Genomic DNA, 22,315 nt, shown 5'->3' on the forward strand with positions numbered 1-22,315 from the left:
ACCGCCGCCCCGTTCTGGACAAGATTCTCGAGCGGCTTCCCATCACCATCCTGATCAACGTCCTCTCCATTGCCCTCATCCTGGCGGTCTCCATTCCCATCGGGATCCTCTCGGCCGTGCGCCGCCGTTCGCTTTTCGACCAGGCGACCACGATCTTCGTCTTTCTCGGATTCGCCACGCCCTCCTTCTGGCTGGCCCTGCTGCTGATGGACTTCCTCGGGGTGAGGCTCGGACTCTTTCCCATCGCCGGAATCCGGTCCCTCGGCTATGAATACATGAATTTCGGCGGCCAGATACTGGATCTGTCCCATCACCTCGTCCTGCCCGTGTTCGTCTCCGCCTTCGGCGGTCTGGCCGGTTTTTCCCGGTACATGCGCTCCAACATGCTCGAGGTCATCCGCCAGGACTACATTCTCACCGCCCGGGCCAAGGGCCTCTCGGAGCGGGTGGTGATCTGCAAGCATGCCCTGCGCAACGCCCTTTTGCCGGTCATCACCATCCTGGGCCTGTCCGTGCCGGGGCTGATCGGCGGCAGCGTCATCTTCGAGACGATCTTCGCCATCCCCGGGATGGGCAAACTCTTCTACGACGGGGTAATGATGCGAGATTACCCCCTGATCATGGGCATCCTGGTCATCGGCGCGGTTCTCACCCTCGTCGGCAACCTCCTCGCAGACGCCGGCTACGCCCTGGCCGATCCTCGAATTCGCCACGCTTGAGCAACGCCTCACAGCTTGCATACAGCTTACAGCTTACAGCTTTAAGCTTTAAGCTGATAAATCACAGGAGTCACCGTGAACATCGAACCTGAAACTCCGAACCTCATCTGCGACATCGCCCGCCAGGCCGGCCAAGCCATCATGGAAATTTACCAGGGCCGCATCGACGTGGAGTTCAAGGACGACAAGTCCCCGCTGACCGCGGCAGACAAGGCATCCCACGACCTGATCGTAAGCGGTCTGAGGAAGCATTTCCCGGACATGCCCGTTCTGTCGGAAGAGGGGAGGGACATCCCCTACGAGCAGAGGAGGGGATGGACGCGCTTCTGGCTGGTCGATCCCCTCGACGGAACCAAGGAATTCATCAAGCGCAACGGCGAATTCACCGTCAACATCGCCCTGATCGATGGCGGAACCCCGGTCATGGGCGTCGTCTATGTCCCGGCTCAGGATCGGATGTATCTGGGAGTCGCGGGGGAGGGGGCCTTCAGGAACGAAGGGGATGGGCCCTTCGAGGCGATCGGGGTGCGCTCCCCGGATCCCTCGGCCGGACTGACGGTAGTCATGAGCCGCTCCCACCCCTCCCCCGAACTGGACGAGTTCCTGGAGAAGATCCATGTCGCCGAGGCGCTCGCCGTCGGCAGCTCTCTCAAGCTCTGCGCCGTGGCCGAAGGAAAGGCCGATCTCTACCCCAGGCTCGGGCCGACCATGGAATGGGATACGGCGGCCGGCCAGGCCGTCGTCCAGGCCGCGGGAGGAAAAGTCCTCCGGATGGACGGAACTCCGCTGGAATACAACAAGGAGGAGCTCTTGAATCCGTATTTTGTTGTTACAGGGGACGCTGGACGCGGGACTGGGGACGAGATTCAAGATTCAGATTAAGATCGTCCCCGTTCCTCGTTCCTCATTCCTCGTCCCCTCTCTTTCTCATTGACTTTCCGTCGGATTTTTACTTAAATACCCCCTCCATGGTTTATTATTTTTTTGGAGGGAAGTCTTGAAATTTCTGAAGTTCGTGGTATGGCTTGCCTGCCTCTTCGTCCTGTTCCATCCCGCTCCTTGCCTGTCTTCACCCTCTGCCGCCGTTCCCCTGGACAGCTGGGTCTATCCTGTTCTGGACAAGCTGGCCGGCCTCGGCCTGATCGACGACTCCCTGCGGGGTTCCCGTCCCTATAGCCGCTCCGAAGCCGCCCGTCAGACCGCCGTGGCATGCGAACGGTTCACCGCCGGCAGCGTGCCGATGGCCGCTGAACTGCTGCGCCGCCTGGAGGCGGAATTCAGCGACGAACTCTCCGCCGCGGCCGGCACCGTCGCCGCCTCGACGCGCTTCTCCCTCACCGAAAGACCCGGCCCACCTATTTCCGTCGGGGGAATGGTTCATCTCCCCTATCTGCTGACCAATACCGATGCGCATGAGGGGAACTTCGAACTCAAGGCCTCCGCCGGCGCTTCCACCCCGCGGATCTTCGCCGATGCGGACCGCGACGGCCGCCCCGACGGCGGCGTCTCCATGGCAAGCACGGGAGTCCTGGAGCCCGGCGAATCCTTCCCCTTTGTCGTCTCCGTCCCCCGTCCTGCCGGAAGCACGTCCCGGGCGCAGACGGCGACCGTCACCGCCGCCGCCGTCAGGGAGTCGGAAAGCTTCTTCGGCTTTACGCCGCTGCGCGAGGCGCGCCTCACCTATTTCTACCGCAATGGGGAGGATTCCTTCTATTCGAATATCCCCGCGCATCAGTTCCCCCTGAACACCAACAACTTCGGCATCGACTACGATGAGCATCACAACGGTCAGGCGATCCTGGAAAGCGAACTGCGCGTGGGCCGCTTCGTCCTGGCCAACCTGCGCCCCCTCTTCCTCTATCGGGAGGACGGCGGCGACGCCGTCCGACTCCTCGAGGGGAAGGCGGCCCTCGGGCTGGGTCCGCTGGAGCTTTCCGCCGGCCGCCAGGCTCTCTGGTGGGGGCAGGGACGGCACGGCTCCCTCGTCCTGACCAACAACTCCCGCCCCCTCGACATGGTGCGCCTGACCAATCCTTCACCGGCGGTTCTTCCCTGGATCTTCAAGTACCTCGGCCCCTTTCGCTTCGACCTCTTCGTCAGCCGCCTCGAAGACGACCGCGTCGTCCCCGAGCCGTACTTCAGCGGTCTGCGCATCAATTTCATGCCGGCCCCCTGGTTCGAATTCGGCGCTTCCCGCACGGTCTTTTTCGGCGGGGAGGGGCGTCCGAGCGTCGATTTCGACGATTTTCTCACCATCATCGGGGGGGAAAACCTGGGAGGCGACGAGGACACCAGCAACCAGTTGGCCGCGTTCGACGTGCGTATCAAGATCCCGAAGCTGTGGGGGGCTGAGCTCTACGGCGAATACGGCGGCGAGGACCAGGCCGACCTGCTGGGGGTCATCCCCTTTTTCTCCAAAAAGGCGATGCTGGCCGGTCTCTACCTCCCCCGCATCGAGCCAAGCGGACGCCTCGACCTGCGTCTCGAATACGCCGACCTCAATTACCAGGACCACGGTTCCGTCTGGTACCGGCACAGCATCTACCAGAGCGGCTACACCTACGAGGGGAAGATCATGGGCCATCACGCTGGAGGCGACTCCAAGGACGTCTACGCCGAACTGCGCGCCTTTCTCCCCGCCGACGTCACCCTGACGCTGGCCCTCGATCTCCAGGAGCGGGGGGATTCCCTGCCGGTCCAGGAAGAGCACGAGATTCCGTCCGTCAAGGTGGAGTGGCAGGCCTGCCCCCGGGTGAGGCTTCACGCCCTCTACGCCCGCGACCGGGTGGAAAACTTCGCCTTCGTCGAAGGCGATGACAAAACGATGGATTTCGCCGAGGTGGGGATGGCTTTTTCCTGGTAGTCAAAAATCGGAATTGAACGCAGATAACTGCGGCGCCTTTGATTTTATCTGTATGCGGATTTTGAATTGGAGATGACGGATGAAACGTAAGACTGTTTTCTTTTTGTGCATTGTGATCGGTGCGGTGCTGGCCGGCTGCGCCAAATTCCCCGAGCTCCCCGCCGGGACGGTCAAGGAGATCCGCTCGGCGGTGATCGAGCAGCAGCCTGTCAGCATCCCCGTCCCCGCGGACGAGGCGGCCACGCCCGAGTACCGGGTCGGCGCCGGCGACGTCCTGACCATCCGCATCCCCGGGATGAAGGAGCGCGTTCCGTCCGCCGGCGGCGCCGCCGAAGCGACACCCGGCTACCGGGTGTACAGCAGCGGCAAGGTCCTCCTCCCCATGGTCGGCGGTGTCCAAGTGGCCGGCCTGACCGTCGACGAGGTGCAGGAGAAGCTGCAGGAGGTGTTCAGACCCTACATCAAGGAACCGGTCATCACCGTCGAGATCCTCGAATACAAGAGCCGGGCCCTCTATCTGCTCGGCAAGTTCAACAGTCCGGGTGTCCAGTACCTCGATCGCCCCGTCTCCCTGATCCAGGGGATCGCCCTCGGCGGCGGCCTGGACGAAAGCGCCAACCTTCGCGGCGCCCGGCTGGTGAGGCAGAACCGCATCGTCCCCGTCGACATCTACGAACTGATCTATAATAACGACCTGCGGCAGAATGTGGCTCTTCTCTCGGGGGACACCGTCTACGTGCCGGGGAATGATCAGCAGAACGTCTTCGTCCTCGGCGCAGTCGCCAAAGAAGGGCTGATCCCCATGATCAACGGCCGCCTCTCCCTTCCCCAGGCCCTCTCTGTCGCCGGTATCGGCAAGAGCAGCTATGATCACAACCTGATCCGCATCATCCGCTCCCACACTCCCACCCGCGGGGAACTGATGGTGGTGGACCTCGGACGGATCATGGCCGGCGATGCGCTGCCGCTCCCCCTCCAGGACGGCGACATCGTCTACGTGCCGCGCAGCGGCATCGGCGACTGGAACGTCGCCCTCGGGGAGATGCTCCCCACCCTCCAGGCCTTCAGCGCCGTCCTGCAGCCCTTCGTGCAGATCAAGTTCCTGACGGACAGTGATGATTAAGAGCAGCTTAAAGCTTACAGCTTAAAGCTTAAAGCTTGAAACTCGATAACTGATAATAACGAGCGATAAATTAAATGACAGATAAGCAAAACAACGTCCCCCAAGTTCAACAAACGTTCGCCGAGGAGGGGGTTCATCTGCTCGACTATGTCAATGTCGTCCGGCGGCGGTGGAAGATTACCCTGCTGGTCTTCCTTCTGGTGGCCGGCGGCGTCGCCGTCACGACCTTTCTCACTCGCCCGGTCTATGAGGCCTACGCCACCCTGGAGGTTCGCAAGAATTCGAAAGGGGGGGTGCTGAAGGACCTGGGGATGGAGGAAAATAATTCCCTGGCCGCCGATATCGAACTGCTGCGTTCGCGCTCCATGGCCGAGGAGGTCGCGCGCCGTCTCCATTTCGACTGGCGGGCGGTAGAGGCTCCGGAGGAAGTCAAGGTCTCGGTCAGGGAGCTGAAGCTCCCCTGGGAGGCCGACTCCTTCATCCTCGAGCTGACCGCCTCAAACGCCTACCGCCTGATCACTCCCGGAGGGGAGACGGCGGCCTCGGGGAGAAGCGGAGAACTCATGACGGCGGGAGAGGCGCGCCTGCAGCTGGAGGTGGCCGGCGGCAGGGCTGGAGACCGGCTTCGCCTGGAGCGTCTCCCCCTGCACCAGGCTGCCGGGGAGGTCATGCAAGGCATACGAGCCGCCGAGGCGGGGCGTGGCACCAACATCCTGCGCCTATCCTTCCAGTCCACGGATCCGGCCCGGGCCCGCGACGTCGTCAATACCCTGGCCCAGGTCTACCGCGACCAGAGCGTCGCCGCCAAGACCCGGGAGGCGGGGAAGACCGTCGATTTCATCAACAACCAGCTCGACTCCCTCAAGAGCACCCTCGACCAGACAGAGCAGGCGCTGCAGGAATACAAGATCGAATCGGGGCTGGCCACCCTGGGCCCCGAAGGGACGAGCCTGGTGGAGAAGCTGGTCGGCCTCGAGCAGCGGAAGGCCGATCTCGACCTGAGCCGGAAGCGCCTCCAACTGGCCGCCCGCACGGTGTCTCAGGCCATGCGCGACGGGCAGGCGGTCAATCTCCCCCGGGTGGAGGGTGTCCCTCTGGCCGACGAACTCGGTGCCCGCCTGACCGAGCTCCTGGCCGAAAAGAAGACCCTTCTGACCGAATTCACCCCGGCGCATCCGGCGGTGATCTCCGTCGACCAGCAGATCCGCAAGACCCAGGAGGCGCTCCTCACCGCCTACGAGGCGGGGCTGGAGAACCTGGAGTTGGAGGTGCGCGACCTCGACTCGAAGATCATAGGCTACGACAGGCAGCTCGGGGAGATCCCCAAGGCCGAACTGGAGCTGGCCAAGCGGACCCGGGTCAACAAGGTCAACGCCGAGCTCTACACCTTCCTCCTGCAGAAGCAGCAGGAGACCCGCATCGCCCAGGCCTCTACCCTCTCCAACGTGGAGATCATCGACCCGGCCTTCACCCCGCGAACCCCGATCAAGCCGAACAAGAAGAAGAACCTCGCCCTCGGCCTGGTCCTCGGGCTGATGCTGGGGGCGGGGGCGGCGTTCTTCCTCGACTACCTCGACGACACCGTGAAGGACGCCGACGGAGTGCGCGACCAGCTCGGGGTGCCGGTCCTCGGGATCATCCCCCGCATCGATGCCGACGAGAAAGAGCCGGCGACCATGCTGGTCGGCCGCCTGGCCCCCAAGTCACCTCCCGTGGAGGCGTTCCGCGCCCTGCGCACGGCCCTCCACTACGCCGCCGCCCGCGAGGGGCGCAAGATCCTGATGGTGACCAGCTCCTTCCCCGACGAGGGGAAGACGACCGTCTCCGCCAACCTGGCGGTGGTCCTCGCCCAGACCGGCGCGCGCGTTCTGCTTCTCGGCTGCGACCTGCGCCGTCCGGGGCTCTACGACATGTTCGGCGTCTCCAACACCCCCGGTCTCTCCGACCTGCTCATCGAGAACGCCAAGGACTATGTCCACCGCATCCCCGGAACCTCGCTGGACATGATCAGCGCCGGCACGGTCCCCCCCAACCCGGCCGAGCTCCTCGGCTCGGACCGGATGAAGAAGTTTCTCGATTTCGTCCGCAAGCACTATGACCACGTGGTCATCGACGCTCCCCCCGTCCTCCCCGTCACCGACGCCCAGGTCCTCGCCTCTCTCGTCGACGACATCCTGATCGTCCTGGAACCCTGCCGGGTCCCCCGAAAGGCCGCCCGCCGCATGATCGAAACCCTCCGCGCCGTCGATGCCAACGTCCTCGGCATCGCCCTCAACGACAAATCGGGGAAGGGTTTCAAGTACTACGGCAACTACGGCTACTACGGTCACAAGTACTACGGAGGCTACTACGGAGAAGGAGAAGTCGTCGCGGACGGGCTTGCGGCAAAGGTGCGGAGAATTTTGGGATGAGGCACGAGGGACGAGGGACAAGGGACAAGGGACGAGAACAGGCCCTTCCGCGTTCCGCATCCCGCGTCCCTGAACACCAGACAATGACGAATTGCGAACTGCTGTGATCGATCATCACTCCCACATCCTCCCCTCCATCGACGACGGGGCGCGCGACCTGGCCGAGGCGGTCGAGATGGCGCGTCTGCTGGCGGGCGCCGGCTTCCGGCAGGTCTTCTGCACTCCCCACTGCATCCGGGGGTATTACGACACCACCCCGGAGGCGGTGGGCGAGGCGGTGGCCGCCCTGCAGCGGACCCTGGACGGAGAAGGAATTCGTCTGCGGCTGGGGCCGGGGATGGAGTACTACCTGGACGAGTGCTTCCTCAACCTGAAGGAGCTGCAGACCCTCGGGGAGAGCCGCCTGGTGCTGGTCGAGGCGCCATCCCAGGCGCTGGAAGAGGTGGTGATGCAGGGAATCGAGAAGGTGCGGGGCGTGGGTCTCACCCCCCTCGTCGCCCACCCCGAACGCTCCGAGGTCTTCACGCCCTCCGCCTCCGGCCGCCTGTCCCTCCCCGAGGGGACCCTCCTCCAGGCCAACCTCGGCAGCTTCACCGGCTTCTACGGAAAACAGGTCCAGCGCCGCGCCTACGACCTCCTGCGCGCCGGCCGCTACGCCGTCTTCGGCAGCGACGCCCACGACGCCGCCCGCCTCGCCGGGATGCTCGAAGCCTGGCAGGGAAAACTCCTCGCCAACCCCGCCCTGCGCCTCCTGGCCGGACTGGAAGGGGAGGAGAAAGGGGAGGGCGGGGAGTGGAGCGAGTTTGTCTGGGTTTAACTTCAAGCCTGAGCAAGGCCATGATTTACAGGGGATAAAAGGCTCCCTGTAAAAGTAACTTGTCCCTGAGATTGAAAACACACCATGGGTGGGCAGCCTACAGCTTGAGCCGAAAACCTAAATTGAACGCCGATAACTTCGGATTTAGAGTTAAACAAAATCAAAGGTTTAATCTGCGTGCATCCGCCTTTTTCTGCGTTCGATAAAGAAGATTTGATCCGCGTCCAATTAAGGTTTCGTTATAGGGTGTCATCAAGGAGGGGAAAATGGACGAAAAAGATTTGTGGCGACTCGAAGGGATGATGGCCCGCGTGCTTGGGCAGTTCCGTGGAGAGATAGACCAGTCTATCGATCTGCGCTTCAACCGATTCCAGGGGGAGATCGGTGAAGACTTCCGTCATCAACTCAGTATCCAGCGGGAAGACTTCCAGCACAAGCTGGACCTGGTCGTCGAAGGACAGCATTCCTTGGTCGAGGGGATGACCCGGCTGGAAGGGCGAATGGAAAGACTGGATAACAGAGTGGACGGAATCGCTGTCGACCTGTCTGCCCACCGCCGCGACACCGAGGCGCATCGCAAAGGATGGCGAGTGCGGGAGGAGGAAGGCGGGGAGTGATTAAAAAGTTGGCAACTTGGAAGCCTGACCCTGAGGGCCGCGAAAACTATCATAGGACCTCGGACATATAGTGTCCTACAAACTGCGGAAGATTAGCGCTAATCAGGATTAATAATGACAACATCACTTCCCGGCTCAACCATCAAGGGACATGCCCCCCCCAAGTTCCGAACTGATATTCAGGCGCTTCGCGGCTTTGCAGTCCTGATCGTCCTCTTTTATCATGCCAAGATCGGCCCTCTTTCGGCGGGCTTCCTCGGGGTCGATGTCTTTTTCGTGATCTCGGGTTACCTGATCACCACTCTAGTTAAAGATGGCATCGAGCGCGGTGACTTCAGTTTTGCCAATTTCTATTTCCGTCGGGCCAAGCGGATCTTGCCGGCAGCCTATGTGACCTTCCTCTGCACCGCCCTGTTGGCGCCATTCTTTCTGGCCAGCAGTGAAATGAATGACCTGCGGGCACAGATGGCCGGGTCGGTTGCCTTTATCTCCAACATAGTCCTTTGGCGTCAATCGGGATATTTTGAAGGGGAGGCGGCGCTCAAACCGCTCCTCCATGTCTGGTCGCTCTCGATCGAGGAACAATACTACTTTCTCCTGCCGGCGTTCCTCTTCTTTGTCCCGAGACGGCACTGGAAGCGCGGTGCTATTGTGCTCATGCTGGCGAGTCTGGCGCTGTGCCTCTATATGGTCCACCGCAAACCGACGCCGACCTTCTTTCTCCTGCCGACCCGAGGGTGGGAAATGGCGCTCGGCTCTATCGGCGCGCTGCTCGTAATCAGGGAGCGCTTTGAGCGCTGGATCAAATGGGCCTTCTGGCCGGCCCTGGCAATCCTCCTCACTTTGCCTATCGTGAAGATTGCCCCTTATCACCCCGGCCCGGATGCCATGCTAATCTGCGTGGCCACGTTGGTGGTCATCCTGCGTAAGCATCCGCTACTGTTTCGCGGGCCGGTGATGCAGGGGATGGGTTGGGTCGGGGACATCTCCTATTCGCTCTACCTGGTGCATTGGCCTCTGTTCGCCTTTTTAAATAATGTCTGGGTAGGGCCCAGTAATGTTGATTCGCCGCTCTCAATCAGAATGGGATTGTTGTTTCTCTCTCTACTACTGGCCTGGGTCCTGAATCGGTACGTCGAAGAACCGACCCGGCGGGTGAATATCAAGTTGACCAGGCACGTACTTGTCCGAACTGCTACAGTGTCGATTGCATTGGTGGTCCTCCCGTTAGGCATCAGCCAAGCAGTGGCAACAGAAAAAAACTACGCCCATATTCTCCGATCTAATAGAGGTTTCAGCCCTGATTGTGAATTCCTGCATATGTTCAAATCTACAGCCGAATGTCGCAATTCCGAAAAACCCGAAATCATGGTCTGGGGTGATTCTTTTGCTATGCATTTGGTTGCCGGTTTGATTGGAAAGGATGAGGAAAAATCGCCCCCTATTATTCAGGCAACTCAGTCAACATGCGGCCCCCTACTGGGGGTGGCCCCTTATAGCGATAGGAATGGTAAGGACTGGGCAAAAAAGTGTATAGACTTCAATTATTCGGTTGTAGATTATCTATCTTCTAACGAATCAGTGCAGACAGTAGTCTTATCTAGCCCATTTATTCAATATTTAGATGACGATTTCAAAAATCTGAACTGGAAGTTATTAAAAGATAATGGGCAAGGGGACGATTATTCCCTTGCAGAAGTTGGTCTTTTAGAGGCGGTAAATAGGTTGAAAAATACTATTGATACTGTTCGAGGACTTGATAAGAAAGTTGTTATAGTCGCTCCCCCTCCCTCCGCAGGCTTTGATATAGGACGTTGTTTAGAGCGTCTTGACAATGATTTGCCTGTATTAGGAGTGGAAATGGAATGTCAAATTAAACACAGTGATTGGATAAGTGATCGCAAGCCTGTTCTTGATTTTTTAGGGGTGGTTTCCAAAAGGGCCGATGTTGAAGTTGTTTATCCAAGTAATTATCTCTGCGATTCTGGTCTTTGCAAAACCTATGTGGACGGAATATTTATTTATCGTGACGAAGGCCATTTGTCATATGACGGATCTGTTCTTTTAGCCGCTAAAATGCAGTTAATAGAGAATATTCAGCATCTTGCAAGGTAAATAAGTAATTAACAAACATTTAAGAGTCATATGTAAATGAAAATAAAATTTTCAAAGAGAAAAAATAGTGGGGAAATTAATGCTGAAGAAGTTCAGGTTCGACAAGCTGGCCCCTCAAGAAAAACATCTTCAAATATTTATTCTCATTTGATTGTTTCAAGTCTTCTACGTCTGTTTAGTCACCTCAGCCCAAGAAGGCGCTGGCAGTTAGCGGGACTGTCTGTGTTTATGTCAGTAGGCGCGGGAGCGGAGATGGCCACTCTCGGCGCAGTTGTGCCCTTCTTTGCACTCTTGGCGGATCCATCTCTTGCCGATAAATATCAGTTTTTGAAATGTTTTTTTGGCCTTTTTGGGTGGACATCAAGGGAAAGCCTGATTCCCTATATGTCGATTCTTTTCGGGGTCATTGCTGTATTATCTGCACTCATTCGCGTTGGTCTTTCATGGGCAAGTAATAAATATACCGAGTCTCTCGGTGGCGATCTAAGTTGTGAAGTTTATCGTCGCACTCTCTATCAGCCATACAGTTTTCATGTTTTGCGTAACACGAGTGAGATTATTGCAGGGATAAATAAAGTTAATAATGTTATTAGCGGAATTATCACACCTCTAATTCAGAGTATGGTAGCTTTACTTACCAGCTTTGGCATATTGGTTGTTCTATTGCAAATAGATTTTCTTGCAGCAATTTTTGCAATTGTCTCTTTTTCAATCTTATATTTCATGGCATCAATATTTACTCGCCGTAAGTTGCATGGTAACGGCAGGCTAATCGCAGAGAATCACACTCGTCGCATTCAGGCCATACAAGAAGGGCTTGGCGGAATACGCGATGTCCTGATTGATTCGACACAAACAGTATATCTAGCACGTTACAGGGAATTCGACCATGCCACCCGGCGTGCCCAGGCAGTTAATTGCTTTATCTCAGCTTCGCCACGTTACGTTATTGAAGCTTTTGGAATGATTCTTATTCTCGGTCTTGCGCTTTGGCTTAGCCAAAAGTCCGGCGGACTTATGTCTGCAATTCCTGTTCTTGGGGGTTTAGCTCTTGGCGCACAAAAACTTCTTCCACAGATGCAATCTCTCTATAATTGTTGGGCCCAGGTCAGTGGAAATCATGCAATGCTATCAGATGTTCTTAATTTACTTAATTTACCTGTTTCAGAAGAATATTTGAAAAAAACTCAACAGGGCACTGTCCAATTAGCTCGCCACATAGCTCTACGTGATGTTAGCTTTCGCTATAATATGAATGCCCCAATTGTTATTCGGAAGCTCTCCCTTGAAATTCCCCATGGTACGAGAATAGGATTCATTGGAAAGACTGGGAGTGGGAAAAGCACCCTTATCGACCTCATCATGGGATTGCTTGAACCTTCTGATGGCGCCATCGAAATTGATGGTCGACCACTGACAAGGGAAATCCGGCGTTCTTGGCAGGCCCTTATCGCCCATGTGCCCCAAACTGTCTTCCTGTCAGACTCAACCATTGCCGCCAACATCGCTTTCGGTTCTCATGCAGATGAAATTGATCTCGATCGAGTTCGAGTTGCTGCATCTAAGGCACAGTTAGCAGATTTCATAGAGACTCTTCCTGATGGTTATCAGACCTTTGTGGGCGAGCGTGGAGTGCGCCTATCCGGCGGGCAACGACAACGACTCGGTCTGGCGAGAGCTCTTTATAAGAAAGCGGATGTTCTTATTCTTGATGAAGCGACTAGCGCGCTGGATGATGATACTGAGAGATCAGTGATGGAAGTCATTGATGGTCTTGGGCGAGATGTTACCATTTTAATTATCGCGCATAGACTGACCACTCTTAGGAATTGCGATCTTGTTGGAGAGTTGTATGGTAATGGTAACTTGCGTTTGCGCAGTTACACTGATTTAATTACAGAAAAATCAGAGTCAGGTAAAGGAATGCATAGAAAATTGCTAAGCTATAAGCTCTCTTGAGTATTCTATTGTCTATTATAAGAATTGCAGATATTATATGTTTCTTCGTTCTTTAATAATGACAAAAGAGATTCTATTGGACATTTGGAGATGTTCATGATGTGTCACAATGCTAGAGTAAAAGGTCCACTCGTTCATGTGGTGGGCGCAAGACCCAATTTTATTAAACTTGCCCCATTATACCTTCAACTTAGAGATGAATTTGAGCAGCAAATTATACATACCGGGCAGCATTACGACCGTCGTATGTCGGGTGATTTCTTTGATGTTTTGGGGCTGCCCGAGCCTGACCATAACCTGGCTGTTGGGTCAGGATCTCATGCGGAACAGACTGCGCGAATCATGATGGGGCTTGAGAAGCTTTTCATAGAAATTTCTCCTGCTGCCGTAATCGTTTATGGAGACGTTAATTCGACCCTTGCTGCGAGTCTGGTCGCATCGAAGCTCCTGATTCCTTGCTTGCATGTCGAAGCCGGACTGCGTTCCAACGACCGGACGATGCCGGAAGAACTCAATCGTCTGGTAACCGATCAACTCTCTGACGTCCTGCTCACTCCGTCACGAGATGCCAACGAAAATCTTCTCCGGGAAGGTATTTCCGGGGATCGGATCTTCTTCGTGGGCAACATCATGATCGACACACTCAACCGCATGTTGCCACTGACCGAGACAATCGATCTTGGCGATCTGCCTGATTCTTTCGCTTTGGTTACGCTCCATCGTCCTTCCAATGTGGATGAATCTGGGAAACTATCGAGAATTTCCGAACATCTCGTTCAACTTTCAGAACTTTTGCCGATGGTATTCCCGGTCCACCCTCGGACGCGCGCCTGCCTTGATAAACTGGGCTTCCGACCTGATTCAAAAAGGATTAAACTGATTGATCCAGTTGATTACCTGCGATTTATAGCCATGCAAAAAAAGAGTCGCGTTGTAATCACTGATTCTGGCGGTATTCAAGAGGAAACGACTTATTTAAGAAAACCCTGCCTTACCCTTCGCCCGAATACCGAACGTCCGGTTACCACCGAGATCGGAACCAACACATTGATCGGCGACGACCCCGCCGCCATCCTGCCGCACCTTGAAAATATCCTGGCAGGAAACTACAAGCTAGGGCAGGTTCCCGAACTCTGGGATGGCGACACGGCCGCCCGGATCAAGAAAATTCTCCAGGATATGTCACTGTGCGAACCGAAGTGAGAGGCGCCTATATTGCCCGGCTCGATTTGGGGGATGCGCATCTGCTTGGCGTTGCCAAAAAGATCCGCGCCCAGATGGCAGCCCTTTCCGGCACCGAGCAATCCATGGACCTGTTCTATCCGACCGGGGGCGAAATCCGGAAAAACGGGGAAGTTCTGCGCAGCTACGGCGCCAGTCATTTCTGGCGACGGCTGACCTACTACTACCTTTTTTACCTTTGCATGGCCAGGCAGCCGCTGGATGCGAATTTTATCTATATTCGCTACCAGAGGAGTTCTCCTCTCTTTCTCTATCTGCTGTCCCGTATCAAGGCCCGTCATCCTGGGATCGTCGTTCTGGTCGAACTGCCGAGCTATCCCTATCACACCGAATGGCACTCTTTCCGAGACCGGCTCTTCGGCCTGATCGACCGTCTTTCCATACCGTTCCTGCGCTACTACGTCGATCGGATCATAACGTTTTCCCGCGAAGGTGAAATTTTCGGAATTCCGACCATTAGAACGGACAATGGTGTGGACGTCGATGCCTTCGGCATAATGCCGAGACCGGAGGACAGTGAGGTTATTCGGCTCGTTGGCGTCGCCAACCTCTCCTTCTGGCATGGTTACGACCGGATTATTTCCGGACTTGCCCGGCACTATGCAGGGGATAACCCGCGGCCCGTGGTGTTCGAGATCGTCGGTTCGGGGCAGGAGTTGGAACGTTTGCAGAACGATGCCCGGCGGAATGATCTGACGGAACATGTCACGTTCCATGGCCCCCTGCATGGTGCTGAGCTTGACGAGGTCCTGGGGCGTTGTCACATCGGAGTTTCAAGTATCGGAATGCATCGTCTGCAGGTGGATACTTCAAACCTGAAATCACGAGAATTTTGCGCCCGCGGAATCCCCTTCGTCATTGCCTACGAAGACCGCGATTTCAGCAAGGAACTCGAGTTCGTTTTTCATGTGTCCGCGAACGATGAACCGGTAGATATTACCAAATTGCTCGAATTCTACGATGCGTTGCGGATTAAGAACCCAGATTTTACAGGGGAAATGCGAAAGTACGCAGAGGAACGCCTGACTTGGCGTGGCAAGATGAAACCTGTCGCGGAAACTGTCCGTGAACTGCTGACCACAAGGAGTTGAAGGACTCGGAATGGACTTGTCGATCGTCATAACTACTTACAACCGCGCCCCGGTTCTCGAACGGCTTCTGCTTGGACTGGAAGATCAGACCGACTGTAATTTCCAGGTCGTCGTCGCGATCGATGGGTCCACGGACGGGACCGAGGAGATGCTTGCAGGGTTGAAGACTGCCTATGATCTGAAATGGGTCAACACACATTGCACGGGTTATGGACTTGCTGTTGCTCGGAACATGGGCATCGCTGCTACCGATGGTGAGGCTGTAGTCATCATTGATGACGATAGTTTCCCCGAACCAGGCTTCGTTGCTGCACACAAGCAATCAGTGGTGCAACGCACGATCACGGGCGGGCCCAGAAACCCGGCCGATCCTGCAGATGTTCGCATGGCCTGGAAAATGCGTGAGCTGGGTCGTCTCCCAGCCCGCACCTCTATGTCGTTCGACCAACTCCGGCAGGAGTGGCCCCATGCTTATTTGATTGAAAACAACATCTGTCTTTTCCGAGAGGATTGGATTGATATCGGCCTTTTCAGCGAAAGATTGAAAATGTATGGATTTATCGGGCAGGAGTTTTTTGCCCGAGCCGAATACCTGGGCTACTCCTACCAATACAACCCTGATGCGGCAATCTTGCATCATGGCGAGATTGAAGGCGACAACGGGTTCCTGCGTAAGAAAAAGCTGAGGCAGATACGCCTTGCCACGTTTTTGCGCCCGACTCTGATGACCCCCGCTCACTACCAGGCACAGGTCGAATGGGCGCGGTGCTTGTCCGAGGGCCGGCCGGAAACCTTATCCCTGCCGCCCTTTCTTCTAAAGGCCGGGCTGGCGTTTCCCTGGCGCTACATGCGTGCCGTAACGACGGAAACCCGGCGGCATCTGCGGCGCTGGCTTTGTTGAGCAGGGAACAATGAAGTGTCTGGTTTACACCTGTGTTTTCGGGGAGTATGATTGGATTTTTCCCCCAATCCTCCGTGAAGCCGGCTTGGATTATGTCGTCGTCACTGACGACACCGGATTGGCCGTGACGGGCTGGCGGACCTTGGTCGTTGATGTAGAGTGCTTCCGAGGCGCCAAAGCTGCAAACCTCCATCACCGGTCGCTCATCCACAGGATCCTCTCAGGATATGATTATTCACTCTACGTGGACGGCAACATCAGGCTGCTGGGGCGCATCTCCAAATTCTTAGAGGATTTTTCGGATTCCGGGGCAGCCATGGGCCTGTATCGTCATCCGATCAGGTCATCTGTTCGTGAAGAGGCGGAAACCTGCTTAAAGTCCGGGAAGGTTGCGGAGCCTGATCGCCTTGAGGCTGAACTGGCTTATTATCGGTCTGATGGGTTTCCTGATGATATGGGACTGGTTGAAACTGGAATTATCCTGAAAAATCATCGCCATCCAGATCTCGACCGTGCGATGGCCCTTTGGTGGCAGCTTTTTGAACAATTTGGTACCCGCGACCAGATCACTCTCCCCTATGTACTCTGGAAAACTGGCGTTTCTTGCATGTACCACGCCGACAGTTTCCGCGGTCCGAACCCTTATTTCGGTCTATACACCCATCGTGGCGACCAGCGAGCACCCCGGTTCTATGGTTATGTGGAGGGAAGGGCCTATGATAGCCTGTGTTATGCGGCGATTCTCCGGGCCTGGCGGTTTTCGTGGTCGGTCCGCCGCACCTTTCGGCCACTCCTGAAAGGGATCGGAGGGAGCCGGTGAAGGTGTCGATTGCACTGGCGGCATACAACGGCGGCGCCTACCTTGCCGAACAGCTCGAGAGCTTCGCCGCCCAGACGCGGCTGCCGGACGAGCTCGTTGTAGTGGACGACGGTTCGCGGGATGGGACGCCTGACATTGTGCGGGCCTTCGCTGCGCGGGCGCCGTTTCCCGTCAAGCTCGTCGAGAATGCTGAGAACCTGGGCTATGCGCAGAATTTCGGCAAAGCCCTGTCGCTCTGCAGCGGCGACCTGCTCTTCATGAGTGATCAGGACGACGTCTGGTTCGACAGGAAAATCGAGATAGTTGCCGATCTCGCCAGCCGCAATCCCGGCGCCGCCTGCCTCATGAACGATGCCCTGCTGACCGACGGAGAACTGGTCCCGGCCGGCGTGAGCAAGCTCGGCCAGATCCGGGCCGCGGGGCTGCCGGACACCGCCTTCGTCATGGGGTGCTGCGCCGCTCTCAGGCGGGAACTGCTCGACATCCTCCTGCCGATCCCTGAGAAGTCGCCTTCCCACGACAACTGGCTGGTGGAGGTGGCGGACCTTTTCGGACTCACTCACCGCTGCGAAGAGCCCCTGCAGTACTACCGAAGGCACGGCGCCAATACCTCGAATTTTTTCGTCAATGAGACGCAAAAGCCGAGCCGGCTGGACAGGCTTTCCAGGAACCTGCGACAGCTATGGCGAAGAGCCCGATCCAGCGACTCGCTCGCAAAGGAGCATGGTTTTCACGGGGCACTTGACGCCCGGATCGCCGAAAGACGGGAGGCCTGTGAGCAGTTGATCGGTTCTGATCGGCTTGGGGAGGTCGAAAGCAAGGTGGTGAGGCGCCGGGAAACCCTTGAGGCGCGCTTGGCCATCCGGCGTAGGGGCTTTGGCGCACGCCCCCTTGCCATTATCACCCTCTGGCGCAAGGGCGGATATCGCGCCTCCGGTGGAGTCCCGGGGGTATTGAAGGACCTGATAGTCTGCGGATCTGCCGTTTGATGGATTCTCCGCGTGGCGTGGTAGACATCATCATCTTTTGCCTGAGCAAATCACCTTGAAAAGCAACCGGGAACGGAAACCGAAAGTTACACAGATACTCTATTCGGGATTGGGGGGGCACGGAAGCGTGGCCTTCTCTCTTCTGGAAGCAGAGACCGCTAATCGGTGGGGAAATTCCCTCGGGTTTCTGGGGGTCGAGCCTCTCCTTCCCGTTTACCGGAAATTTTGCGAGGAAAGAGGGATCCCCCATAACTACTTCCGTGTGGTTCCCTGCAGACCCTTCCTGGCTTGGCCCGGGATCACGGCGTGGCTATACCGAAACCAGCCCGATGTTATCCTGCTGCACAGCGTCAAAGCCCTGCTGCCATGTCTGGCCTACAGCAAGGTATTCGCCAAGCCGGTTATTTTTATCGAGCATCAGGCCAATAGCTTGAAGAAGCCGGCCGAATGGTGGATTACCCGGCTTGGGATGCTTTTTTCGACCAAGGTCGTGTATCTCACGGAAAATTACGCGGCCGAAGCACGCGCGCAGATCGGCAGGATGTACAACGCGGAAAAAGTTGAATTGATAGCAAACGGCATTAATACGCTGAAATTCCATCCTGCTGAGAAGGAGATACTTTCCGGATCCACCGTAACATTCGGAATGGCCGCGCGCTTTACCACGATGCGCCGCCAAGGTGTGCTGGTCGAGACCATTGAGAGGCTCAAACGTCTTGTCCCGCAGGTCGATTGGCGGCTGACCCTGGCTGGCGATGGGGAGACCCGGGTTGCCGTTCAGGACATGGTCAATGCGAAGGGGCTGCAAGACTGCGTGACGGTTGCCGGCCACCTCGGGGAAGCAGAGCTGATCGAATGGTTTCAGGGCCTTGACCTGTATGTCCACGCTTCGGAAGGGGAGACGCTGAGCACCGCCATGCTTCAGGCCATGGCCTGCGGTTTGCCTATCGTGGCGTCCGACGTCCCCGGCATCCGGAATCTCCTTTCCGGCCCTGAGCGCCTGGGTTGTCTGGTGTGTGACCAAGATGCCGGAGAATTCGCCAGGAATATATTGAAACTTGTTTCCGAGGCGGCTACGGCCAGAGAAATGGGAGCCGTCGCTCGGCGAATTGCCGAGGAGAAGTACAGTTATGAACGAATGTCCCGCTGCTATGCCGAACTCATCGACCGGCTTCAGAAATAAAGTGTTTTCCCCGGATCACTTGGGGCTTGGATGGAGGCGGGTGATCGGATGAGGATTGCTTTAATAACCACCTGTCTTGAGGTCGGCGGCGCGGAGCGGGTTGTTACCAGCCTCGCCGATTCATTTGTGCAACGGGGGCATGAGGTTCTGATCGTCTTCCTCACGGGGGAGGCCATCATTCTGCCCAAGGACAAGAAGGTTCGCGTCGTCGGCCTGGGGCTGAACTCCTTCGGCACCCTCTTCAGCGCCTATGTGAGGCTGCGGGGGTTACTGGCCGCCTTCAGGCCCGATGTCGTGCACAGTCATCTGTTTCATTCCAATATTCTGGCGCGGCTGATACGAATCTCCTTACGCGTTCCGCTTTTGATCTCCAGCGTCCACAATACGGTCGAGGGGGGACGTCTGCGAATGCTCGCCTATCGGCTCACCGACGGGCTTACTGACATTTCAACAAACGTGAGTCATGAAGCGGTTTCGTCTTTTGTAGAAAAAAAAGCTGTCAATGAAAACCGCATGGTAGCGATCCATAACGGAATCTCTACAGAAGAATTCCGGTTCTGCGGTGCGGCCAGGGCTGAACTGCGCCGGGCACTCGGGATCGATAAGGATTGCAAACTGATCGTCGCCGTGGGCAAGCTGTCGGAGCAGAAGGACTACCCGAATCTTTTCAACGCCCTCAAGCGTCTTGATCCGGAGACCGTCCGCTTTCAGGCATTTGTCGTTGGCGAAGGGCCGCTGAAAGTGGAGCTTGAAGACAAAATTGACTCACTGGGCCTTCGTGATCGGGTCCGGCTACTCGGCGTGAGGCATGACGTCCCGAGGCTGATGTCGGCGGCGGACGTTTTCGTCCTTCCTTCTGCCTGGGAAGGATTTGGCTTGGTCGTCGCTGAAGCAATGGCCTGCCAGCGGGTAGTGGTTGCCACGGACTGCGGTGGAGTTAAGGAAGTCTTGGGGGATGCCGGATACCTTGTCCCCCCGAGGCAGGCCAAGGGCCTCAGGGATGCACTTCATGCCGCGCTGAATTTGTCCGCAATCGACAGTGCCGAGATGGGACGGAAAGCAAGAAGGCGCGTTCAAGAACTCTATTCAATTGAAGCCGCTGTTGACAAGTGGTTGAATCTTTATACCCGATCTTAGGCTTTATCTGGACGGAGGAATTTCGCTGAATGTGGCCATACTGGATCATGTTTATGCTGCCGGCTGCGGCAAGCCTGCACAATCGCTGGGCGATCGACAGCTCTATCATGAGCCGGCGGTCGCAACAGAGAGGTGCCTGGTTCTGGGCCGTTGCACTGCTGACATTATTGATCGGCTATCGCATCGAGGTAGGGGGCGACTGGTGGAACTATCTGCGCAATTTTGAAAACATGACCGATCGGAGCCTAGTCGAAGCGCTTGCAATGGGCGATCCGGGCTATCGACTCCTGGAATGGATAAGTCATGAAGCCGGTTGGGGCATTCTGGGCGTTAACCTGATAGGTGCCATTCTTTTTTCTGTGGGACTTGCTGTTTTCTGTCGCAGCCTGCCCCGGCCCTGGTTGGCCCTGGCAATAGCCGTACCCTACATGGTCATTGTTATAGCCATGGGTTATACTCGCCAGGGTATCGCCATCGGATTAGCGATGATCGGTCTGGTGCTGCTCGGACATCAGTCCGTGCGTGGCTTTGTCTTCTGGGTTTTGTTTGCCGCCGTTTTCCATAAATCGGCCGTGCTGCTGCTGCCTATTGCCGCGTTGGCCGCCACCAGACGCAAGATTTGGACAGCTGTATGGATCTCAATAGTGGTAGTGGGGGCGTACCTCGCCATGTTGGAGAAATCGGTTGACGATCTCTATACAAACTATGTCCTGGCCGGCTACCAGTCGCAAGGTGCCTTGATTCGTCTTGTAATGAATGCCATGCCTGCTGCCATTCTGCTTATCTGGAGGCAGCGCTTCCAGATGACACTTTCTCAAATGCGATTATGGGTATGGTGTTCCATCATCTCTCTGGGACTGCTGGGATTGTACTTTGCCAGCCCCTCCAGCACCGCGATCGATCGCGTAGCCCTTCTGATGCTTCCAGTGCAACTGGCGGTCTTTTCCCATGTCCCAGAGGTCTTCGGAGCAAAGCGCAGCAGTAACATTCTATTTGTACTGGCAGTACTGCTGTATTATGCACTGGTGCAGTTCGTCTGGCTCAATTACGCCACTCATGCCTATGCGTGGCTGCCTTATCAGAACTGGCTGTTTATATAAACCCGATGCCGAGATCGAAAGGATATGGGTCAAAGAGGCTGAAGCGCGTTGGGCGGCTTTTGAACGCGGTGAAGTCGAGACGGTGCCTTACGAATCCGTGATGGCCAGATATCGTGACTGCTGACGGGGCTTGCCAGGCAGATAGCCGCAAGGCGACGGCTGGACTGCTGACTGAGTGATCTGTAATCAGTGATTTGTGATCTGAAAAACAAAAACCGATAATAAATAACGAATAACCCAAAGTATGCTGAGTCGTCTCCTGACCTTCCTCTCCGGCATCCTCTTCTGTCTGGTACTGCTTGGAGGAATTGCCGCGTTCGGCCTCCCGCATCTCGCCGGCTGGATGATCGTATCGGCCGAGCCGCAACCGGCCGACGCGATCGTCGTTCTGGGCGGGGGCGACGGCAGCCGGCTGCATAAGGCGCTGGAGCTGCACGATCAAGGGGTCGCCGGGCAGCTGATCCTGGTCGATACGAAAAAGGAATACTGGCGGCACATGCTGAAGAAGCAGTGTCCCGACTGCGATGCCGAAGGCAAGGTGACCATCCTCGAAGGTTCCATCAGCACGCAAACGGACGCCCGATTGTCCCTGAAATTCTGCCGTGAGAACCGGATAGACAGCATTCTCGTCGTCACCTCCCCTTACCACACGCACCGGTCGGACCTGATCTTCCGGAAGACCTTCAAGGGGAGCGGCATTTCCCTGGAGACGGTCAGCACGGATGACTTCGGGGCCCTGCGCAGGCCGGGGGACCGCTGGTGGGAAGACCGCCGGACGCTGGAGACGGTCTGGATGGAGTTTGGGAAGTGCGTGTATTTGCTGGTTGGTGACTGGTGACTGGTGATTTGGGAAACTACGTGATCTGTAATCCGTGATCTGTGATCTGGAAGGCCACGAATCTCGGATCACAAATCACGAATCACGCATTAGCTGCTGAGAGGGGGGGCATGAATCATAAAGACCTGAAAGTCCGGCAGGCTTCTATCAATCTTGCCGCCGAGGTTTATTCTCTGACAAAGACATTTCCAGCAGATGAAAATTTCGGCTTGACATCCCAAGTGAGACGTGCTGCTGTTTCAATTCCCTCGAATATAGCCGAGGGGGGTGAGGGGATATAAAGGCGTGATCTGTTATTTGTGATCTATAGGCAAACCTTGTGATCTGTAATCAGTAATCTGTGATCTGAAAAAACAAATCACGGATCACGGATCACGGATCACGGATCAC

The 22,315-nt window shown here is 56.5% G+C and carries 20 protein-coding genes; all 20 read left to right on the plus strand.

Annotation, left to right across the window (positions count from 1 at the left end):
- Positions 1-719, plus strand: a 719-nt coding sequence (locus DTF_RS22820; protein ID WP_035056429.1) for an ABC transporter permease, incomplete at its 5' end; no start/stop codon positions are given.
- 81 nt (positions 720-800) lie between these two features.
- Complete coding sequence (gene cysQ, locus DTF_RS22825; protein WP_051361209.1) at positions 801-1,601, plus strand: 3'(2'),5'-bisphosphate nucleotidase CysQ; 801 nt, start codon at positions 801-803, stop codon at positions 1,599-1,601.
- Positions 1,602-1,716: 115 nt separating this feature from the next.
- A complete protein-coding gene (locus DTF_RS0109335; RefSeq protein ID WP_027715112.1) occupies positions 1,717-3,582 on the plus strand; it encodes a capsule assembly Wzi family protein in 1,866 nt (621 codons plus the stop codon).
- A 79-nt stretch (positions 3,583-3,661) separates the two neighbouring features.
- A complete protein-coding gene (locus tag DTF_RS0109340) occupies positions 3,662-4,705 on the plus strand; it encodes a polysaccharide biosynthesis/export family protein (RefSeq protein ID WP_027715113.1) in 1,044 nt (347 codons plus the stop codon).
- A 74-nt stretch (positions 4,706-4,779) separates the two neighbouring features.
- A complete protein-coding gene (locus tag DTF_RS22830; RefSeq protein ID WP_035056431.1) occupies positions 4,780-7,116 on the plus strand; it encodes a polysaccharide biosynthesis tyrosine autokinase in 2,337 nt (778 codons plus the stop codon).
- A gap of 103 nt (positions 7,117-7,219) precedes the next feature.
- Positions 7,220-7,933 carry a tyrosine-protein phosphatase gene (locus tag DTF_RS22835; RefSeq protein ID WP_051361189.1) on the plus strand — a complete coding sequence of 238 codons (714 nt, stop codon included), beginning with the start codon at positions 7,220-7,222 and terminating at the stop codon, positions 7,931-7,933.
- 266 nt (positions 7,934-8,199) lie between these two features.
- A complete protein-coding gene (locus DTF_RS0109355; RefSeq protein WP_226989250.1) occupies positions 8,200-8,550 on the plus strand; it encodes a hypothetical protein in 351 nt (116 codons plus the stop codon).
- 114 nt (positions 8,551-8,664) lie between these two features.
- On the plus strand, positions 8,665-10,665 hold the full coding sequence (locus DTF_RS0109360) for an acyltransferase family protein (protein WP_051361190.1): 2,001 nt from the start codon (positions 8,665-8,667) through the stop codon (positions 10,663-10,665).
- A gap of 36 nt (positions 10,666-10,701) precedes the next feature.
- A complete protein-coding gene (locus tag DTF_RS22840) occupies positions 10,702-12,624 on the plus strand; it encodes an ABC transporter ATP-binding protein (RefSeq protein ID WP_155890770.1) in 1,923 nt (640 codons plus the stop codon).
- Between the two features lie 96 nt (positions 12,625-12,720).
- The gene (wecB, locus tag DTF_RS0109375; RefSeq protein WP_226989251.1) at positions 12,721-13,827 is read left to right on the plus strand and encodes a non-hydrolyzing UDP-N-acetylglucosamine 2-epimerase; all 1,107 of its coding nucleotides are present in this window, start codon (positions 12,721-12,723) and stop codon (positions 13,825-13,827) included.
- A complete protein-coding gene (locus DTF_RS0109380; protein WP_027715117.1) occupies positions 13,812-14,957 on the plus strand; it encodes a glycosyltransferase in 1,146 nt (381 codons plus the stop codon). The genes wecB and DTF_RS0109380 overlap by 16 nt, the downstream gene beginning before the upstream one ends.
- Positions 14,958-14,967: 10 nt before the next feature.
- Positions 14,968-15,858, plus strand: a complete 891-nt coding sequence (locus tag DTF_RS25430; RefSeq protein WP_027715118.1) for a glycosyltransferase family 2 protein — start codon at positions 14,968-14,970, stop codon at positions 15,856-15,858.
- 10 nt (positions 15,859-15,868) lie between these two features.
- Positions 15,869-16,678 carry a glycosyltransferase domain-containing protein gene (locus DTF_RS0109390; protein WP_027715119.1) on the plus strand — a complete coding sequence of 270 codons (810 nt, stop codon included), beginning with the start codon at positions 15,869-15,871 and terminating at the stop codon, positions 16,676-16,678.
- On the plus strand, positions 16,675-17,667 hold the full coding sequence (locus DTF_RS0109395) for a glycosyltransferase family 2 protein (protein ID WP_027715120.1): 993 nt from the start codon (positions 16,675-16,677) through the stop codon (positions 17,665-17,667). The genes DTF_RS0109390 and DTF_RS0109395 overlap by 4 nt, the downstream gene beginning before the upstream one ends.
- A gap of 55 nt (positions 17,668-17,722) precedes the next feature.
- On the plus strand, positions 17,723-18,850 hold the full coding sequence (locus tag DTF_RS0109400) for a glycosyltransferase family 4 protein (RefSeq protein ID WP_155890771.1): 1,128 nt from the start codon (positions 17,723-17,725) through the stop codon (positions 18,848-18,850).
- 30 nt (positions 18,851-18,880) lie between these two features.
- On the plus strand, positions 18,881-19,987 hold the full coding sequence (locus tag DTF_RS0109405) for a glycosyltransferase (RefSeq protein WP_081702886.1): 1,107 nt from the start codon (positions 18,881-18,883) through the stop codon (positions 19,985-19,987).
- 29 nt (positions 19,988-20,016) lie between these two features.
- On the plus strand, positions 20,017-21,087 hold the full coding sequence (locus tag DTF_RS0109410) for an EpsG family protein (protein ID WP_027715123.1): 1,071 nt from the start codon (positions 20,017-20,019) through the stop codon (positions 21,085-21,087).
- A complete protein-coding gene (locus DTF_RS27750) occupies positions 21,050-21,211 on the plus strand; it encodes an addiction module protein (RefSeq protein WP_162148624.1) in 162 nt (53 codons plus the stop codon). The genes DTF_RS0109410 and DTF_RS27750 overlap by 38 nt, the downstream gene beginning before the upstream one ends.
- Before the next feature lie 120 nt (positions 21,212-21,331).
- A complete protein-coding gene (locus DTF_RS0109415; protein ID WP_027715124.1) occupies positions 21,332-21,925 on the plus strand; it encodes a YdcF family protein in 594 nt (197 codons plus the stop codon).
- Between the two features lie 110 nt (positions 21,926-22,035).
- A complete protein-coding gene (locus DTF_RS26065) occupies positions 22,036-22,206 on the plus strand; it encodes a four helix bundle protein (RefSeq protein ID WP_081702888.1) in 171 nt (56 codons plus the stop codon).
- Positions 22,207-22,315 lie beyond the last annotated feature (109 nt).

It is taken from the genome of Desulfuromonas sp. TF (assembly GCF_000472285.1).
GTDB lineage: Bacteria > Desulfobacterota > Desulfuromonadia > Desulfuromonadales > ATBO01 > ATBO01.

Coding starts and splice junctions, on each gene's coding strand:
- DTF_RS0109360 (WP_051361190.1), top strand. CDS start 8,665: ATGACAACATCACTTCCCGGCTCAACCATCAAGGGACATGCCCCCCCC.
- DTF_RS27750 (WP_162148624.1), top strand. CDS start 21,050: ATGCGTGGCTGCCTTATCAGAACTGGCTGTTTATATAAACCCGATGCC.
- wecB (WP_226989251.1), top strand. CDS start 12,721: ATGATGTGTCACAATGCTAGAGTAAAAGGTCCACTCGTTCATGTGGTG.
- DTF_RS25430 (WP_027715118.1), top strand. CDS start 14,968: ATGGACTTGTCGATCGTCATAACTACTTACAACCGCGCCCCGGTTCTC.
- DTF_RS0109355 (WP_226989250.1), top strand. CDS start 8,200: ATGGACGAAAAAGATTTGTGGCGACTCGAAGGGATGATGGCCCGCGTG.
- DTF_RS22830 (WP_035056431.1), top strand. CDS start 4,780: ATGACAGATAAGCAAAACAACGTCCCCCAAGTTCAACAAACGTTCGCC.
- DTF_RS0109415 (WP_027715124.1), top strand. CDS start 21,332: ATGCTGAGTCGTCTCCTGACCTTCCTCTCCGGCATCCTCTTCTGTCTG.
- DTF_RS22840 (WP_155890770.1), top strand. CDS start 10,702: ATGAAAATAAAATTTTCAAAGAGAAAAAATAGTGGGGAAATTAATGCT.
- DTF_RS26065 (WP_081702888.1), top strand. CDS start 22,036: ATGAATCATAAAGACCTGAAAGTCCGGCAGGCTTCTATCAATCTTGCC.
- DTF_RS0109410 (WP_027715123.1), top strand. CDS start 20,017: ATGTGGCCATACTGGATCATGTTTATGCTGCCGGCTGCGGCAAGCCTG.
- DTF_RS0109405 (WP_081702886.1), top strand. CDS start 18,881: ATGGAGGCGGGTGATCGGATGAGGATTGCTTTAATAACCACCTGTCTT.
- DTF_RS0109390 (WP_027715119.1), top strand. CDS start 15,869: ATGAAGTGTCTGGTTTACACCTGTGTTTTCGGGGAGTATGATTGGATT.
- DTF_RS0109340 (WP_027715113.1), top strand. CDS start 3,662: ATGAAACGTAAGACTGTTTTCTTTTTGTGCATTGTGATCGGTGCGGTG.